This is a genomic window from Endobacterium panacihumi (genome assembly GCF_050847465.1).
GTDB classification, from domain to species: Bacteria; Pseudomonadota; Alphaproteobacteria; order Rhizobiales; family Rhizobiaceae; genus Neorhizobium; species Neorhizobium panacihumi.
The window spans coordinates 820,052-837,826 of sequence record NZ_JBOZRA010000001.1 but is presented as its reverse complement, the minus strand read 5'-3'; the positions used below and the strand labels follow the sequence as shown (position 1 = coordinate 837,826).

The window sequence follows — 17,775 nt, the reverse complement described above, 5'->3', positions numbered from 1 at the left end:
GGCCAGTCAACCGCGTGAATTCCGGCAGCTTCGCCCCGCTTTGCTTCGTGCACGCCATGACAAACCGGTCATCACGCCGCTCGGGGCGATTTACGCAGAGGAATCAAATGCCAACTTGATCTGAATCAAGTGCCGGAAACCGCTGCCACTTCCGCGTGTTGCAACGCACACATGCTTTATGCTAACCGGTGCTCAGACGTGGCGACTTCCGGGCAAGAGCACATGAAACACACGATCTCGGTTGCCCTCTGCGTCATTGTGTCGCTTGTGCTGGGCGCAATCGCCACACGTTATGTGCATCCGCAATGGATGCTTGCAACGCTTCACAGCCTGCAACTGCACGCCGCCGTCGCCTGCGCGCTGGCAATGATTCTGGCTTTGCTCCTCAGCCGCAACATTTTCCCCGGATTGCTGCTGGTCGCTTCGATCGGCATCGCCGTGCATGCCTGGATTATGCCCTACGAGTTCGATGCCGAGCCGGCACCGCAATCGGGCAAGACAATCAGGCTGATGCATTTCAACATTCTCGGCGGCAATTATCGCAATGGCGAGCGCATCTACCAGGCCATCGTCGATTCCGGTGCCGATGTCGTCAACATCATGGAAATGCCGCCGCTGGCGCCGTATCTGGCGGATCTCGACAAGGTCTATCCCTACCGGATCGGCTGCGGCCGGGAGACGGATATCTGCGACATGATGATGTTGTCGAAACTGCCGCTCAGCAATCTGAGCGTCGGAGGCCTCAGCGAACTACGAAAAGACCGTTTCATGCTGGCGGATATCGATGTCGCCGGCACGACGGTGCATGTGGTCGCCATGCATCTCAGCAAGCCGTATTTCGACAATTATCACAAGATGGAACTGACCAACGCCGCGCGGATCATCAACAACCGCAAGGGGCCGCTGTTTCTCTCCGGCGATTTCAACTCGTCCAGCATCGCACCGGATGTGCAGCAGTTCATGCGCTGGACGGACCTGCGCACCATCGCGCCGGAAATCCCCACATGGCCGGTGCGTCTCGGCCGGTTCGGCATCGCCATCGATCATGTCATGGTGCGCGCGCCGCTCGCCATGAAATCGGTCACCCGCATTCCGAATTCGATGGGCTCCAACCATTATGGCCTGATGGCGGAATTCGTCGTTCCTGAGTAACGGCTCAGTCTTCCGCACCGAGAAATCCGCCCGACTGCCGTTCCCAGAAGGATGCATAAAGCCCGCCGCGCGCGATCAGTTCGACATGTGTGCCCTGCTCGACGATCTGTCCGGCATCCATGACGATGAGGCGGTCGAGCGCTGCAATGGTCGAAAGCCGGTGTGCGATGGCCAGCACGGTCTTGCCCTCCATCAATCGGTCAAGATTGGCCTGGATCGCCGCCTCCACCTCCGAGTCGAGTGCCGAGGTCGCTTCATCCAGCACGAGGATCGGCGCGTTCTTGAGCATCACACGGGCAATGGCGATACGCTGCCGCTGGCCACCGGACAGTTTGACGCCACGCTCACCGACATGCGCATCGAAACCCGTGCGGCCGCGCTGGTCCTCCAGCCGAGTGATAAAGTCATCCGCTTCTGCCCGCTGCGTTGCCGCCACCAGCTCTTCCTCGCCGGCATTATCGCGTCCAAACAGGATGTTTTCGCGGATCGAGCGATGCAGCAGCGCCGTGTCCTGCGTCACCATGCCGATCTGCCGACGCAGGCTATCCTGCGTCACTTGCGAAATATCCTGCCCGTCGATCAGGATACGACCACTCTCGACATCATAGAAACGCAAGAGAAGATTGACGAGCGTCGATTTGCCGGCACCCGAACGGCCGACCACGCCGACCTTCTCGCCCGGACGGATTTCCAGAGACAGATTTTCGATGACGCCCTTGCCGCGCCCATAATGAAAACTGACATTGTCGAAGACGATGCCGGGCTGTTTTACCGACAGCGTACCCGCGTTCGGCGCATCGACAAGGCCGATCGGCTGCGAAATCAGTTCGGCGGCATTCTGCACGACGCCGAAATTGCGCATGATGCCGTTGAACTGCGTCATCAGCCGTCCGAGCAGAAAATTCAGCCGCAGCACCAGCGCCAGCGTGAAGGCAACGGCACCCGAGGTGATCTTTCCAGACAGCCACAGATCGATGCAGAGCGCCGCCATGCTGGTGATCATGATGCCCGACAAAAGCGCCATCGAAGCCCTCACCCCGGTAATGAACCGGGTGAACAGGATTGTGGTTTTCTGAAAGGTCTCGAAACCCTGCAGCATGTAGCGGTCATTGGCATCGTCATGACCGAACAGGCGCAGCGTCTGGATATTGCTATAGGCATCGACCATGCGGCCGTTCAGCATGGAAGCTGCTTCCGCCGTTTCGCGCGAATGATAGCGGATGCGCGGCACGAAATACCGCGCCAGAAGCGAGAAGATGAACACCCAGACGCAGACGACCACCGCCAGACGCCAGTCGAGACTGCCGACCAGAAACAGCATCGAGACGGAATAGATGCCGACGAACCAGACGCTTTCCATCAGCGAGGTAACGAGATCACCCGCCGACTGGCCGCCCGACCAGACCTTGTTGACGATGCGGCCGGAAAAATCGTTCTGGAAGAAGGACAGCGATTGCCGCGCCACATGCATGTAGGATTGCCAGCGCACCATGTTGTAGAAACCGGGCGTGATGATCTGCTGGTCGGTCAGCGCCGTCAGCAGCGTCACGACGAAGCGCACAACGCCGATCAGCACCAGCATGCCGGCTAGTTCCCAGCCATGCGCGGCGAGAAGCCCGGCCCAGCCGTCTGCCGGTTTGATGGTGGCCAAAATATCGATTAGGCGCCCGACGAACCAGAACAGGGCCGCCTCGATTGCCGCCGTCAGGCCACCCAGCACCAGCATGGCAAAAAACGGCGTCTTGGCCTGATTGAGATAGAACCAGATGAATCCAAGCGTCGTTGCCGGCGGACGCAGATCGTCTTTCCGGGCGAATGGTGAAATCCAGTTTTCGAAAAAGCGGAAAAGACGAGTGATGGCCATGAAGCCGATATAGCGGCTTCGCATGAACTGGCAAAGGTCAGTGCAGCTTACATTTCGGTAAGATAGGCGTGGCCCGGACGAATACGAAATACGCCGGCGCGAGGCCGGCGTTTCGTTCATTCTCTATCGTCCCTCTCAGAAGTCCGACCATTCCTGCTTGACCGCCGCATTGCCGCTGAAAGCGGAAGCGATGCGGGCGCCAATGGCACGGGCCGGCGACGTCACCGGACGCGACGTCGGCGTGGCTGCGCGAACATCCGCACGTCCCTCGTCCAGCTTGAACTGTGACAGCAGTTCCGTCAGCTCAGCCGCCTGCCTGGCAAGGCTGTGGCTGGCCGCCGTCGTCTGCTCGACCATGGCCGCATTCTTTTGCGTGCCCTGATCCATCTGGTTGACGGCGGTGTTGATCTCGGCAAGTCCGGTCGACTGTTCGCGTGCCGACATGACGATGGTGCCAACGTTCTGGTTGATCTTCTGCACATCGGCGACGATCGATTCCAGCGCGGTACCGGTCTGTCCGACCAGATCGACACCGTCGCGCACCTTGTCACCAGAGGCCCCGATCAGCGTCTTGATCTCGCGGGCAGCCGTGGCGGAACGCTGCGCCAGTTCACGCACCTCTTGGGCGACGACAGCAAAACCCTTGCCGGCCTCACCGGCACGCGCCGCTTCCACACCAGCGTTCAGAGCCAAGAGGTTGGTCTGGAAAGCGATATCGTCAATCACACCGATGATATTGCTGATCTCGCTCGACGACTGCTCGATCGCCTCCATGGCGGCAACGGCCTGACGGACGACATCGCCCGAACGTTCCGCGCCGACACGGGTATGATCGACGAGCTTGCCCGCCTCACCGGCGCGAACGGACGAATCCTTGACGGCGGTGGTCACCTGTTCAAGCGCTGCAGCCGTCTCCTCGACGGAAGACGCCTGCTGTTCGGTGCGCTTCGACAGATCGTCGGCGGCAGCACGGATCTCGTTGGCGCCGGCATCGATCATGCGGGCATTGTCGCCGACGGCACGCAGTGCGCCCTGCAGCTTGGCAACGGATTCGTTGAAGTTGAGACGGAGCTGGTCAAGCTGACCGGCAAAGGGCTGGGCCAAACGGAAGGTCATGTCGCCATCCGACAGGCTCTTGAGACCCGACGCCAGACCATCGACGGCGAAAGCGACATCAGCGGCCTCGCGCGCCTTCTGCTCTTCGCGGGCGATGCGCTCGCGTTCACTCATCGAGCGGTTGGCTTCAGTTTCCTGCTCCAGACGCTCGCGCTCCAGCGCATTGTCGCGGAACACGGCAACGGCGGCCGCCATGTCGCCGATCTCATCGGTATTGCCGGCAAAAGGTATTGCCGCCTTGTTGTTGCCCGCAGCCAGCGTGTTCATAGACGCCGTGATGGCGCTGATAGGACGGGTCACGCGGAAGACGCTGGCAATGGCGGCACCGATCGAAACCAGTACGGCAATGATGATGCCGACGAGCGTGGATGAAAAGGCGAACTGCGCAGCATCCTTGGCAGCGGCACGGTCTTCCTGTCCACGCTGGTTGTTGTCGGCGATCAGCTGCTGCAGGCCTTTTCCGACGTCAGCACCCTTTTCGGACATCCGTGCGACAACGGCACGCGCTTCCGACAGTCTGGATGCGGCGACATGAGCGGAAAACTCTTGACCCAGCCGGTCGAAATCGGCGGCCAGCGTCTCCATTTCGGCAAACTTCGCCTTCGCAGCCGGGATCTTCATCGAGGCAGAATAGGTGTTGAATTCGGCGGCACGCTTGGCCGTCGTCGCCTCGATCTCCCGGAAGAGAGTGGCGCGCTCGGATGCGCTGTCGGTCGCCAGCACCATCAGGTAAAGGCGTCTCACGTCGCCCATCGAACTGTACATATCGGCGACCATCAGCGACCGCTCCATGCGCCTGCTGATATTGTCTGCCTGCGTTTCCAGTTCAGAAACCGATCGCATGCCCTGCACGCCCTGCAGAACGATGAGCAGGACGGTCAAAGCGAAAAGTGACGGCAGAAGAATTTTGATTTTTACAGATTTCAACATGTGGCGACCCCCGTGTAGACAAAGCCCGAACAATCGGACGCCGGGCTTTTCTCAAGGCTGCCTAAACAAAAAATTACCGATAAATCCGCGCGTTGGATGGTTAATGTTCGAATTCGATGAAATCACCTGCCTTGCAACCGTCAAGAATGCAGAAATCGCCGAAAAACCGGGGAGCAACGACCAAATACGCATAAATAAAAGTTTAATGCGACAAAACGCCCCCACTTGAAAGTGGAGGCGTTTTGCATGCCTTTATTCCGGCCGTTGATTACAGGTTTGCCACGTTACATGAAGGACACTTCATCCGTCCGCGTCACGATCAGAATTCAGACCAGTCTTCGCCACGCGGGGCAGATCCACCAAAGCTGGCGGCAACCTTTTGGCCAAGCGCCCGCGCCGGAGACGGTGCCGGGCGCGAAGCCTGAGAAGCGGGAGCTGCCACCCGAACCGCGGGCTGCGCTGCCGCATCTCCCAGGCGGAACTGACCAAGCTGCTCGATCAGACCGGCTGCCTCGCGGGCAAGGCTGTGGGTCGCGGCCGTGGTCTCCTCGACCATGGCCGCGTTCTTCTGCGTGCCCTGGTCCATCTGGTTGACGGCAGTATTGATCTCCTTCAGGCCCGTCGCCTGCTCCTGCGCCGTGGTCACGATTTCGGCCACCAGACGATTGATATGTTGGACTTCGGAGACGATTTCCTTCAATGCCGTGCCGGTCTCGCCGACCAGGGCAACACCGTTGCGGACCTGCTCGCCAGACCGGTTGATCAGCGTCTTGATCTCCTTGGCGGCATTGGCGGAACGCTGCGCCAGTTCGCGCACTTCCTGGGCAACGACGGCAAAGCCCTTGCCGGCTTCACCGGCACGCGCTGCTTCGACACCGGCGTTGAGCGCCAGAAGATTGGTCTGGAAGGCAATGTCGTCAATGACGCCGATGATGTTGCCGATTTCGGTCGAGGATTGCTCGATCTGCTCCATCGCCGTCACGGCATCGCGAACGATGGCGCCGGAATGCTCGGCACTCGTCTTGGTCTTTTCGACCAGCTGGCCTGCTTCACGGGCACGGCGGCTCGAATCGCTGACGGCGGTCGTCACCTCTTCCAGCGCTGCAGCGGTTTCTTCCACCGATGCAGCCTGCTGTTCCGTGCGGCGCGACAGGTCGTCGGCGGCGCTGCGGATTTCGTTGGTACCGGCATTGATCGCGTGAGCGTTTTCGCCGACCGACACCATCGTCGTCTGCAGCTTGCCCATCGAGGCATTGAAGTTGGTACGCAGCGTTTCGAGTTCGCCATGGAACGGGGTGGCGATACGGTAACCGAGATTACCATCGGCAAGGTTGGAAAGGCCGGAAGCCAGACCATCGACGGCAACCTTCACGTGACCGGCCTCGATCATCTTCTGCTGTTCGCGCACGCCGCGTTCATGTTCCATGAGTTCACGGTTGTCTTCAGCTTCAGCTTCCAGGCGGATGCGCTCCAGCGCATTGGCGCGGAAGATTTCCACAGCCGCCGCCATCGAACCGATTTCATCACGACGCTCGATGAAGGGAATTGCGCGTTCGTTGTCCCCGCCAGCGAGCAGCCCCATGGAGCGGGTGATGGCGTCGATCGGCTTGGCAACGCGGAAAAAGGAAATGCAGGCAGCACCGATGGCGATGATTGCGGCCAGCGCAAGCGCCACATAAGTGCTGGCAAGCGCCTGATCATACGCCGTGTCGGCAGCGATCAGCGCTTCATCGCTGATGGCCTGATTGTTCGCGGCAGTCGTATCAAGCGCTTCCGTCATCAATTTCGCTGCGTCTCGCATGGCGCCACGGTAGACTGACTGTGCCTCCTCGTGACGGCCCGCCTCGACCAGCCCGACCAGCGTTTTGGCGGCAGCATCATAGGTGACCACGCCGTCCTGCAGCGTCGAAAACAGTTCGCGCGTTTTCGGCAACGTGATCATGTCGGAATATTGCTTGATCAGCGCATCACGCTCGCTCATGCGCGTCGCGATTGTCTGCTCGTTCGCCTTGATTTCCTCGGCATCGTTGGCCAGCAGAAGATCGGCATAGGAGCGACGGATGACGTTGATGGAATGGTCCATCTTGGCGATCAGCGTATTGCGCGGCATGCGCTCGCGGCCGATCTCGTGCACCTGCTGCTTCAGCGTCGCAAGTGAAAAAAGTGCCATGCCCCCTTGGGCAAAGGCAATGACGATAACCAGCCCGAACAGAGCCGGAAGAAGAACCCGAATGCGCATCTGTGACAGGTATCGCATGATCATCCCCTGGAAACGCCAAGGGCGCCGGGACGTTGGGGGGAAACGTCGCGACGCCCTCCGGCATGCGATTGCAAAGATCAACGAAACAAAACCATACGTTGATATGAGGATGTTCGAATATAAGGCTTAACGAATAGATAATAGGAATGACGAGAAATTGCAGATGAATTCAATAAAATCAAAAGTAGCAATTTATTGACAATCAATCACATGTTCGATTAACGCACAGAAATGCCATCGCCAACGAGAAACGGCGGCCGGAGCCGCCGTCTCAGATCAAACCGTTCGGGATGGCTCAGAACTCCGACCATTCCTGTTTCACGGCCACCGAACCGCCACCGAAAGCCGCCGCGATGCGATTGCCGATGGCGCGCGCCGGCGAAGCAACCGGGCGGGCATCGGTGGACGCCACACGCATTTCGGCCCTGCCTTCATCCAGCTTGAACTGCGCCAGCAACTCATTGAGCGCACCCGCCTGCGATGCCAGACGATAGCTCGCCGCCGTCGTTTGTTCGACCATGGCCGCATTCTGCTGCGTGCCCTGATCCATGTGATTGACCGAGGTGTTGATCTCGCTGAGGCCCGTGGACTGTTCGCGGGTCGATACGACGATCGAGGCGACATTCGAATTGATCCGCTGGACGTTGGAGACGATCGTTTCCAGAGCCTCGCCTGTCTGGTCAACGAGTTTTACACCATCGCGCACCTTTGCTCCGGAAGCGGAGATCAGTGCCTTGATTTCACGTGCTGCATTGGCCGAGCGCTGCGCCAGTTCACGCACTTCCTGTGCCACCACGGCAAAACCCTTGCCGGCATCACCCGCACGCGCGGCTTCCACACCGGCATTCAGGGCCAGAAGGTTGGTCTGGAAGGCGATCTCATCGATGACGCCGATGATGTTGCCGATCTCGTTCGACGATTTCTCGATCGCCTCCATGGCATTGACCGCCTGTTTGACGATCTCGCCGGACCGCTCCGCATCACCACGGGTGTGATCGACCAGCGCCCCGGCTTCGCCGGCGCGGACAGCCGAATCCTTCACGGCCGTCGTCACCTGTTCCAGCGCCGCCGCCGTTTCCTCAACGGAAGAGGCCTGCTGCTCGGTGCGCTTGGAAAGATTGTCAGCGGCAGAGCGAATTTCGTTGGCGCCGGCATCGATCATGCGGGCATTTTCACCGACAGCCTGAAGCGCATCCTGAAGACGCGAGACGGATTCGTTGAAGTTCACACGCAACTGGTCGAGCTGGCCGGCAAAAGGCTGAACCAGACGATAGGTCATGTCACCGTCGGCGAGACTCTTCAGACCGTGGGCGAGACCATCGACGGCGAAGGCAACATCCGCTGCTTCGCGCGCCTTCTGCTCTTCGCGAGCGATACGCTCGCTTTCGCTCATCGAGCGATTGGCTTCGCTTTCGCGCTCCAGCTGCTCGCGCTCGATCGCATTGTCGCGGAATACGGCAACCGCCGCCGCCATCTCGCCGACCTCGTCGTGACGACCGGCATGGGGGATCTGCACTGCATTATCTCCGGCCGCGAGCACGTTCATGGCCTTGGTAATATTGTCGATCGGCCGAGCGATACGCAATACGCTGAGCGCTGCGGCGGCCATGGCGACGACCACGGCCAGCACGATGCCGACAATGGTCGACACAGAGGCGAATTGCGCTGCCGCATTGGCCGCCTGCCGGTCGGCCATGCCAAGCTGGTTGTTTGCCTCGATGAGCTCGGACAGGATCGCTCCTGCCTCGCCACCCTTCGGCACCATCTGCGCGATGAGCGTCTTCGCTTCATAAACGCGCGACGTGCTGATCAGCTCGACGAACTTGGTGCCCATCGCGTCGTATTCGCCGACGACCTTCTGCAACTCATCGAACTTGGTTTTGGCAGACGGATCGGTGATCCTGCCGGCAAAGGCGTCGAAGGCCGCAGCGCGTTCCTTGCTCTTGTCCTGAAGCTGGCCAAGCCACTTCTTCTGCTCCCCCGCATTGCTGCCGGACAGCGCCATCAGAACAAGACGGCGAACATCCGCAAGCAAGCGGTCCATGTTGGCCATCGCGACAGACTGTTCCATACGGCGGCCGAGATTGTCCGCCTGGGCGTCCATCTGGTTGACCGAACGCATGCCGAGACCGCCCTGAAGAATGGCGACGAGAACGACCGAACCGAACAGGATAGGCAGAAGAAGTTTGATCTTTAGGGACTTGAGCATATGAGAACCGTAGCGTGAGACACAAACGAAATACACGCTCATTTCTTTCATCATTCCATAAAGAAAGACTTACTTTTTCACTTATCTTTGGTTGCGGAAAAACATATAAGCAACTGCGTATTTATCATCATGGCGATGCGCTTGGGCTGTCGGCACACATGTTGCGAAACCATCGCAAAAAGCCCGCGACACATGATGCCGCGGGCCGATGATTTGAGCGGGACTGCAAGCTTTATTCCGCAGCGGCATCCTCTGCGTGATCGCCCAGAAAACCGCCGGACTGGCGATGCCAGAGATCGGCATAAATGCCGCCGCTGGTAGACAGTTGCTGATGCGTGCCGGTTTCGATGATCTTGCCTTTGTCCAACACGACCAGACGGTCCATCTCGGTGAGCGTCGAAAGGCGGTGGGCGATCGCAATCACCGTCTTGCCTTCCATCAGCGAGAACAGGTTCTCCTGAATGGCTGCCTCGACCTCGGAATCCAGCGCCGATGTCGCTTCGTCCAGCACCAGGATCGGCGCGTCCTTGAGGAAGACGCGGGCAATCGCGATACGCTGGCGCTGACCACCGGACAGTTTCACCCCGCGCTCACCGACATGAGCATCAAGACCGACCCGGCCCTGCATATCGGCCAAGGTCTCGATGAAATCCCAGGCGGAGGCACGTTTCGCCGCCTCGATGATCTGCTCATCGGTCGCGCCGGGATGACCATAAGCGATGTTGTCGCGAATGGACCGGTGCAGCAGCGAGGTATCCTGCGTGACCACGCCGATCCTGGCGCGCAGGCTTTCCTGCGAGATCGTCGAGATATCCTGACCATCAATGGTGATGCGCCCGCCTTCCAGATCGTAGAAGCGCAGGAGCAGGTTCATCAAGGTCGTCTTGCCGGCACCGGAGCGACCAACCAGACCGACCTTTTCGCCAGCCGCGACATTGAGCGTCAGGTTTTCGACGACGCCCTTGTTCTTGCCGTAGTGGAAGCGAATGTTTTCATACGCAATCGCCCCTTCCGGCACCTTCAGCGTCGGCGCTGCCGGTTTGTCGGTGACGTCGTGCGGCTTGGTCATCATCTCCATGCCGTCATAGACCGTGCCGATATTCTCGAACAAAGCCGAGACCTCCCACATGATCCACTGCGACATGCCGTTGATGCGCATGGCAAGGCCGATGGCGATCGCAATCGCACCGATCGAAATCGCGCTGTCCAGCCAGAACCAGATCGACAGGGCTGCCACGGCAAACAGCGCCGCGCAGTTGTAGAAATAGACCAGCACCTGGAACATCGTCACCTTGCGCATCTGGTCATGCACCGTTCCAAGGAACATCTGCATGGCATCACGCGCGTAATTCTCCTCACGACCGGTATGCGAGAACAGTTTGACGGTGGCGATGTTGGTGTAGCTGTCCACCACGCGACCGGTCATCATCGAGCGCGCATCGGCCTGCTGCGCCGAAATTTTTCGCAAGCGCGGCACGTAATAGGCGACGGTCAGGCCGTAGAAGATGATCCACACGACCAGCGGTATCGCCAGCCGCACATCCGCAGCGGCCACGACGACGATCATCGAGACAAAATAGACGGCGACGTAAACGAAGACGTCCAGAATTTTCATCACCACCTCGCGGATGGCAAGTGACGTCTGCATCAGCTTGGTCGAGACACGCCCGGCAAACTCGTTGGCGAAGAAGGTCATGGAATGTCGCAGCAGATAACGGTGCATCTGCCAGCGCGCCACCATCGGAAAATTGCCCATCATGATCTGGTGCATGATCAGCGAATTGAGCGTGGCGACCAGAGGCAGGCCGACCAGCACGACAAGCGCCATCATGACAAGTTTCATGCCTTCCTGCGCCAGAAAGGTCTCGCGATTGGCCGTCGACAGCCAGTCAACTATATCGCCGAGGAAGCGGTAAAGTGCCACTTCGCCGAGCGCGATCAGTGTCGTCAGGATCGACATCAGGATAAGCCAGGGCCAGACCGGCCTGGTATAATGCCAGCAGAAGGCAAAAAGCCCTTTCGGCGGCAGGGTCGGGGCGGCATCCGGATACGGATTGATGCGCCTTTCGAACCAGGAAAACATGAAAAACTCCGTCGGTCAGACGGCTGTGCCACTCCATACATCATCGGTGCATATGAAGCCGGACAGCCGGAAAACGAGATATCGCGGCCTTATGACGGCCACGCAACGATCAGAAGGGGAATAAAGCTCGGATGAACCGCGAAACGCTTAGGCAGAAAGGATCCGGGCCAAAAGGCGTGTGCGCACGGTCATATCCATGTGGGCCTCCTTGGCTGGCGTTTCGGTTGGCGCAACTTGTAACCCCACCTTAAGAAATTGGAAAGAGCAAAGCTGAAGCAACTGGTCAAAAAACGCCCATTTACCTGCGACCGCAGGGAAAAACCTGCGCGGATAACACATGACTTGAGCCGGAAGGTCATTTTCGCCTAAGGGTCGTCCATGACAGATCTGCGCATCGCCCTTTACCAGCCGGACATCCCCGGCAATACCGGCACGATCCTGCGGCTTGCCGCATGCCTCGGTTTCGGCGTCGATATCATCGAACCGGCCGGGTTTGACATTTCCGACCGCAATCTCAAACGTGCCGGCATGGATTATCTCGGCTCGGTCTCGCTGGTGCGTCACGTCAACTGGCAGGTGTTCGACGAATGGCGCAGGACGGAAAACCGCCGTCTCGTGCTGGCCTCCACCAAGGCCGCCCTGCCCTATGTCAATTTCACCTACCAACCGGGCGACATTCTTCTGTTCGGCCGGGAAAGCGCTGGCGTGCCGGACAATGTGCATGACACGGCGGAGGCTCGGGTTCTGATCCCCATGCGCGAAGGGCAACGCTCGATCAATGTCGCCATGTCGGCGGCGATGATTGTTGGCGAAGCCCTACGACAGACAGGATTTTGAGGATCAATCAGCGGTCGGCAGGCGCCGCATGGTGAACTCGATCTGGTCGCCCTCGAGCTGACGCCAGCTTTCCACCTCGGTCCAGTAAGCGGCTTTCGGAAAGGCATCGAACCATTCCTTCGCCTTCTCGCGGGCTTCCGGCCGGGAGAGGCAAAAGGTCTCGCGCACGAAATGGCCATTTGTCGCAGTCGCCTTACCCAGGCGATGGCGATCCATCCTGCGCTTCAAGCCGTCGAGCGGCGGGACTTTCGTTCTCGTCATGCGCGCTACCTCTCATTTGCAAGATAATGCGCGTTTGCAGGCTTTGCGAGTCGATTCTGAAAGGGGTATAGGCAGCGCAACGATGTTTCCGCGCAGCGCCTTCCGGGCAGCAGCACGCAAGGGAACCGAACAGGACTGCACCGAAAGGAATGACATGGAACGGCCGCAACTCGCAAAAGGCCTGCCCGAGGGCATAGAGGACAAGAAAGCCACCGCGAGAGCGTGGTTCGAAAGCCTGCGCGACACCATCTGTTCCACCTTCGAGGCGCTGGAAGACGAAGTCTCCGGCCCTCTGTCGGATCGCGCGCCCGGCCGTTTTGTCGGAAAAGACTGGCAACGTGATGGCGGCGCCGGTGGCGGCGGCCGCATGTCGATGATGGAAGGCCGCGTGTTTGAAAAGGTCGGCGTCCATACCTCCACGGTCTACGGTGAGTTTTCGGAAGACTTTCGCAAGCAGATGCCGGGCGCCGACGAAGACCCGCGTTTCTGGGCCTCCGGCATTTCGCTGATCGCCCACCCGGTCAATCCCAATGTCCCGGCCGTGCACATGAACACCCGCATGGTGGTCACCTCGAGCCAGTGGTTCGGAGGCGGTGCCGACCTGACGCCTGTACTCGACCGTCGCCGCGCGCAGGACGATGCCGACAGCCGACAGTTTCACCGCGCCTTCGAAGACATCTGCAACGCCCATGCCGGCGTTGCTGATTACGATCGTTACAAGAAGTGGTGCGACGACTATTTCTTCCTGCCCCATCGCAACGAGGCACGCGGCATCGGCGGCATCTTCTTCGACTGGCTGACACCGCAGGCCGACAAGGGCGGCTGGGACACCAACTTTGCTTTCGTGCAGGATGTCGGCCGCAGCTTTGCAAAAGTCTACCCTGAGATCGTGCGCAACAATTTCAACACGGAATTCACGCAGGCAGATCGCGACGAACAGCTGGTCCGCCGTGGTCGCTACGTCGAGTTCAACCTGCTTTATGATCGCGGCACGCTGTTCGGCCTGAAGACCGGCGGCAATGTCGAAGCCATCCTGTCCTCGCTGCCGCCGATGGTGCGGTGGCCCTGATCATAATTTAGCGATCAATTAACAAAAGCGATATCCAAACCACATATCCCGATGCTAGTTTCCTGACGGCTGTCAAGGCCGGTAGCACAGGGAGGATGTCGCCATGGTCGCATCGCAGAGCATACCGCAGCAGCATAAAAAGACGGAACGCAACATTGCCACCGAGGAACTGATCGACCGCATGGCGCGCGATCTGCGAGCAAAGGGCGATCCGGATTTTCCGCATTCCTATTACGTCGCGCAGGTGCGCCGCCAATTGGCCGGAAAACCGTCACACCTGCCGGCGGCCAATGATGCATTGCCGCCGAAGGAAGCAGGCGCTGCCGAACACAGTTCGGTCTTCCATGCCTGGGCACTTGCGGAATAAGCACGCCAAAAAGCTATTTCCGATAATGGAAACGGCATTGCAGAATCTCCAGACGCTGGTCGCCGCCGCTGCCGGCCACGCGGTAAACGAACCTGTGCTCGCCTGAAATCCGTCGGGACCAGAAACCGGCAAGATCGCCCTTGAGCGGCTCGGGTTTTCCCGGGCCAGCAAACGGAGTGCGCTTGGCGCTCCTGATCAGTTCGTTAATTTTCAGAACCATCTTGGGGTCTCTGGACTGCCAGAACTCGTAATCGTCCCAGGCGTTGAGCGTCCAGACCAGCTTCATTCGGCGGTCGGGTCTTTTTCGACAACCTGACCGGCTTCGAGTTGCTCGAGACCTTGGCGCAGGCGATTGGCATTGGCTGGCGTGGAAAGCAGATGCAGCGTTTCCTGCAAGCTCTCGTATTCGCCTTCGGCAAGCACGATGACCGACTCCTTGCCCTGCCGCGTCACCAGAAGTGGCGCACGCGATTCCAGCACCGCATCGAAATGCGTCGCAAAATTCTGTCGGAATTCGGTAAAACGAACGCTGGCCATAACGCACCTTCAGCAAAAATCTGTACAGATACATGTACGGATTTTCCGAAATCCCGTCAAGTTGCTCGTGCACAACTCAAAACAACCAGAGATCGAACAGTCAAGACCGTGGAAACCAATAGCCTTGGCTCTAGTTATCTCTGGAAGGCAGGTGGAACACAAGAATATCGCCCCTGCCCCATCCAAGGAGGAAACATCATGAGACTGTTCGAATGCGGAACGCTGGTTCCCGGTTGCGAGTGGCATACGCGGGCTGACGAGGATGCCGAAGTGGTGCGCCGTGCCGTCGAGCACATGCGCTCGGCCCATGGCGAAACATTCATTCGCGAAAACATGGTCGACAATATCAAGGCCCGTGTCCGCGACGAACCGGGCAGCAAGGCCGCCTAATCCGCCTTGCCCACCATGTCTGCCAGCCGGGCGGCCAGCGCTGCCCGGTCGAGGGAGAAATTGCGCTCGACCCAGAGCGTTTCCAGCTCCGCCAGCAGCGCCCCGACCTTTGGCCCCGGCTCCATTCCCGCCGCGATTACATCACCGCCGCTCAACGGAAAGACCGGTTTCTCAAAGTTCTCGGCTCGCTTCAGCAGAGCCGACAGCCGCGCCGCCTTGCGCATGGCAATCGGATCACCCTCTGCATTCGCCCGCGCCGAAGCCAGCGCCAGCTTCAACTGAATGATCAGCCCATCGCGGCCGGCACGATAGAGAATACGGTCGAAACCGACATCGGTCACCTCGTCAGGCAGGAGGGGCGCGGAGGACCAACCTTCAAGACGCGCAGCTTCGACATTGGCCATGCGCAACCGCTTGGCCATCTCGGCAAGGCGCGGCGCATCGACCGGCACGATGGCGGCCAGACGCAGCAACGGGTCCGGCTTCCAGCCCAGAGCCTGTTCAGCAGCCACCACGCCGTGAATGGAATCAATGCCCCATTTCTCCGTCTCGGGCAGAATTTCCGTCAGCACCCCGGTCTGGCGCATCCACAAAAGCGCGCGAGACGGATCAGTGGCGGACAAGAGTTTTTTCGTCTCGGCCCAGATGCGCTCTGCCGAAAGCGTCGACAACTTGTCCTTGGCGCGGGCGACGGCACGAAGACCATCCGCATCCGGGCGCCCGGAACCGTAATAGGCGAAAAAGCGGAAGAAGCGCAGGCTGCGCAGATGATCTTCCGCAATGCGGGTCGCGGCATCACCGATAAAACGGATCGTGCGCGTCTCGATATCCTTCAGGCCCTCGACCATGTCGATGACATGACCGTCGCGGTCCGCATAAAGCGCGTTGATGGTGAAATCGCGCCGTTCCGCATCGGCCTGCCAGTCGGTGCCGAAAGCGACCTCGGCATGACGGCCATCGGTGGAAACGTCACGCCGCAGCGTCGTCACCTCGAAAGGTTGGCCATCCACCACCAGCGTCACCGTGCCATGCGCAATCCCGGTCGGCACCGACTTGATACCGGCCGCCTCCGCACGCGCCTGCGTCTCTGCCGGCAACAAGGTCGTTGCCAGATCCACATCCTGGATCGGCAGCCCCATCAGCGCATTGCGCACCGCGCCGCCAACGATACGGGTCTCTCCGCCATCGCCGTTCAGGAGATCGAGCACACGAGCCAGCGCCGGATTGTTGAACCAGTCCTCGTTGGCGATGTTTTTATGTGTCGGACCGGTCATGCATAAAGCCTTTCATAGAGCGTGCGCAAAATCCCGGCCGTAATGCCCCAGATATTGCGCTCGCCATAGGGCATCAGGAAAAAATGTCGTTCAACACCATCGAGAACACGGCTGCCGCGCTGGTGATTGGCCTCATCCATCAGAAACGGCAGCGGCACTTCGAAAACATCAGCCACTTCGGCCGGATTGAGTTTTAGCTCGAAACCGCGCTTCACCACGGACAGAACCGGCGTGATGCGAAAACCGGTCGGCGTAAAATAGGTCGGCAGACGCCCCACCGGCTCCACGAAAGCGCGCGACAGGCCGATCTCTTCTTCCGCCTCGCGCAAGGCCGCCTCTTCCGGCGAATTGTCTTCCGGGTCGATCGAGCCGCCGGGAAAGGCGATCTGGCCGGAATGTTTTCGCAAGGTCGTGGTGCGCTGGGTGAGGATGATACTGGCTTTTTCGCCATCATCGATAACGGGGATCAGCACGGCGGCATCGCGCAGTTTCAGTTCCTGCGCCCGCGCCACAAAAAGCGGATTGAGCGCATGATCGCCATGCGCCTTCCAAGCCTCTTCAAGCGGCATGCCCTTCTGATCCTGCGCACGCGCGCGAAAATCTTTTGCCGAAAAAAGCGGGTATTGCGTCATTTCGAAAGCGCATCCAGTTCGGCCTGCGGCATCACGGCAAACACCGCACCGCCGGAGCGGATGACGAACATCGCAACGCCGTCGATCTCCTCGGTCTCACCCAGTTCAACCAGATCATACATCACCGCCCGCGACACCAGTGCCTCCAGACCTCCACGTACGAGCAGATAGGGTTTCAGCTCGCGATTTTCGCCGGCGATCTCGAATCGCAGAGAATTGTCGGCACTCGCCTCGACCACATCACCGACATTTGTCCTGAACGTCAGCACGGATGCACCATCGCGCTCCCCCACCTGCATCTCCACCGCCACGAAAGGCGCATCGACCACACGGATACCGACCTTTTCCACAGGCGTGACGAGATAGGTCTTTCCGTCCTCGTCCTTGCGCAGAACCGTGGAAAACAACCGCACCAGCGGCGCCCGGCCGATCGGCGTGCCCATATAAAACCATGTGCCGTCAGCGCGGATTTCCATGTCGAGATCGCCGCAGAACGGCGGATTCCAGCGCTCCACCGGCGGCAGACCACGCGTGCCCTCGCCGGTCTGTTCGGAAGCACGCGAAATCATCGCCGCAAGACCTGCGGCATCCGCCGCCTGATTTATCCGTTCCGTCGCCATGATTGTGTCCCGGTTCGACCTTTAAGGACAATTGAGTCACGAGATAGTCATTCGTTGCGTCCTTGTCAGCCGTCAAACTGGGAATAAGTTCATTGCGATAGTGCGCACATGCAGCATTCCCGATATGAATAGCCAACCGCCATTGCGCAGAAGCCGCGAAAAAACCGACAGATG

16 protein-coding genes are annotated in these 17,775 nt (G+C 59.5%); 5 read left to right on the top strand and 11 right to left on the bottom strand.

All coding sequences use genetic code 11. From position 1 onward, the window contains the following. Positions 1–222: 222 nt before the first annotated feature. Positions 223–1,152: an endonuclease/exonuclease/phosphatase family protein gene (locus tag ACRQ1B_RS04200; RefSeq protein WP_432292407.1), complete on the top strand. Its 930-nt coding sequence runs from the start codon at positions 223–225 to the stop codon at positions 1,150–1,152. A gap of 4 nt (positions 1,153–1,156) precedes the next feature. Here ACRQ1B_RS04200 and ACRQ1B_RS04195 read toward each other — a convergent pair whose 3' ends face one another. The 5 genes from ACRQ1B_RS04195 to ACRQ1B_RS04175 all read right to left on the bottom strand — a co-directional run bounded on the left by ACRQ1B_RS04195 (position 1,157) and on the right by ACRQ1B_RS04175 (position 11,614). Further along, positions 1,157–3,016 (bottom strand): ABC transporter ATP-binding protein, encoded by a 1,860-nt coding sequence (locus ACRQ1B_RS04195; protein ID WP_432293804.1) that lies wholly within the window; start codon positions 3,014–3,016, stop codon positions 1,157–1,159. Between the two features lie 135 nt (positions 3,017–3,151). Then, positions 3,152–5,062 carry a HAMP domain-containing methyl-accepting chemotaxis protein gene (locus ACRQ1B_RS04190; protein ID WP_432292406.1) on the bottom strand — a complete coding sequence of 637 codons (1,911 nt, stop codon included), beginning with the start codon at positions 5,060–5,062 and terminating at the stop codon, positions 3,152–3,154. Between the two features lie 319 nt (positions 5,063–5,381). Beyond that, entirely contained in the window at positions 5,382–7,319 is a 1,938-nt protein-coding gene (locus ACRQ1B_RS04185) for a HAMP domain-containing methyl-accepting chemotaxis protein (RefSeq protein WP_432292405.1), read from the bottom strand. 298 nt (positions 7,320–7,617) lie between these two features. Then, positions 7,618–9,531, bottom strand: a complete 1,914-nt coding sequence (locus ACRQ1B_RS04180; RefSeq protein ID WP_432292404.1) for a methyl-accepting chemotaxis protein — start codon at positions 9,529–9,531, stop codon at positions 7,618–7,620. A 232-nt stretch (positions 9,532–9,763) separates the two neighbouring features. Next, entirely contained in the window at positions 9,764–11,614 is a 1,851-nt protein-coding gene (locus ACRQ1B_RS04175; RefSeq protein WP_432292403.1) for an ABC transporter ATP-binding protein, read from the bottom strand. Positions 11,615–11,992: 378 nt separating this feature from the next. On the opposite strand from ACRQ1B_RS04175, the gene ACRQ1B_RS04170 reads away from it, so the two are divergent. Next, on the top strand, positions 11,993–12,451 hold the full coding sequence (locus tag ACRQ1B_RS04170; protein WP_432292402.1) for a tRNA (cytidine(34)-2'-O)-methyltransferase: 459 nt from the start codon (positions 11,993–11,995) through the stop codon (positions 12,449–12,451). A gap of 3 nt (positions 12,452–12,454) precedes the next feature. Here the strand turns inward: ACRQ1B_RS04170 and ACRQ1B_RS04165 are convergent, their stop codons facing one another. Beyond that, positions 12,455–12,712, bottom strand: a complete 258-nt coding sequence (locus ACRQ1B_RS04165) for a hypothetical protein (protein ID WP_432292401.1) — start codon at positions 12,710–12,712, stop codon at positions 12,455–12,457. A gap of 154 nt (positions 12,713–12,866) precedes the next feature. Here ACRQ1B_RS04165 and hemF point away from each other — a divergent pair, with 154 nt between their 5' ends. Both hemF and ACRQ1B_RS04155 read left to right on the top strand, forming a co-directional pair. Then, the gene (hemF, locus tag ACRQ1B_RS04160; RefSeq protein WP_432293803.1) at positions 12,867–13,781 is read left to right on the top strand and encodes an oxygen-dependent coproporphyrinogen oxidase; all 915 of its coding nucleotides are present in this window, start codon (positions 12,867–12,869) and stop codon (positions 13,779–13,781) included. 103 nt (positions 13,782–13,884) lie between these two features. Then, positions 13,885–14,148 (top strand): hypothetical protein, encoded by a 264-nt coding sequence (locus ACRQ1B_RS04155; RefSeq protein ID WP_432292400.1) that lies wholly within the window; start codon positions 13,885–13,887, stop codon positions 14,146–14,148. 13 nt (positions 14,149–14,161) lie between these two features. Here the strand turns inward: ACRQ1B_RS04155 and ACRQ1B_RS04150 are convergent, their stop codons facing one another. Both ACRQ1B_RS04150 and ACRQ1B_RS04145 read right to left on the bottom strand, forming a co-directional pair. Next, positions 14,162–14,434 carry a Txe/YoeB family addiction module toxin gene (locus tag ACRQ1B_RS04150; RefSeq protein ID WP_432292399.1) on the bottom strand — a complete coding sequence of 91 codons (273 nt, stop codon included), beginning with the start codon at positions 14,432–14,434 and terminating at the stop codon, positions 14,162–14,164. After that, positions 14,431–14,685, bottom strand: coding sequence for a type II toxin-antitoxin system Phd/YefM family antitoxin (locus ACRQ1B_RS04145; RefSeq protein WP_432292398.1), 255 nt, complete (start codon positions 14,683–14,685; stop codon positions 14,431–14,433). Before ACRQ1B_RS04145 ends, ACRQ1B_RS04150 begins: the two co-directional genes overlap by 4 nt. Positions 14,686–14,883: 198 nt before the next feature. Between ACRQ1B_RS04145 and ACRQ1B_RS04140 the strand changes: the two genes are divergently transcribed. After that, complete coding sequence (locus tag ACRQ1B_RS04140) at positions 14,884–15,075, top strand: DUF1059 domain-containing protein (protein ID WP_432292397.1); 192 nt, start codon at positions 14,884–14,886, stop codon at positions 15,073–15,075. Here ACRQ1B_RS04140 and ACRQ1B_RS04135 read toward each other — a convergent pair. From ACRQ1B_RS04135 to ACRQ1B_RS04125, 3 genes are read right to left on the bottom strand one after another with little or no spacing between them, the layout of a single operon-like run. Next, positions 15,072–16,349, bottom strand: a complete 1,278-nt coding sequence (locus tag ACRQ1B_RS04135; protein ID WP_432292396.1) for a CCA tRNA nucleotidyltransferase — start codon at positions 16,347–16,349, stop codon at positions 15,072–15,074. The genes ACRQ1B_RS04140 and ACRQ1B_RS04135 overlap by 4 nt on opposite strands. Then, the gene (locus tag ACRQ1B_RS04130) at positions 16,346–16,981 is read right to left on the bottom strand and encodes a CoA pyrophosphatase (RefSeq protein ID WP_432292395.1); all 636 of its coding nucleotides are present in this window, start codon (positions 16,979–16,981) and stop codon (positions 16,346–16,348) included. The genes ACRQ1B_RS04135 and ACRQ1B_RS04130 overlap by 4 nt, the downstream gene beginning before the upstream one ends. Next, the gene (locus ACRQ1B_RS04125; RefSeq protein WP_432292394.1) at positions 16,978–17,601 is read right to left on the bottom strand and encodes a DUF1285 domain-containing protein; all 624 of its coding nucleotides are present in this window, start codon (positions 17,599–17,601) and stop codon (positions 16,978–16,980) included. Before ACRQ1B_RS04125 ends, ACRQ1B_RS04130 begins: the two co-directional genes overlap by 4 nt. Positions 17,602–17,775 lie beyond the last annotated feature (174 nt).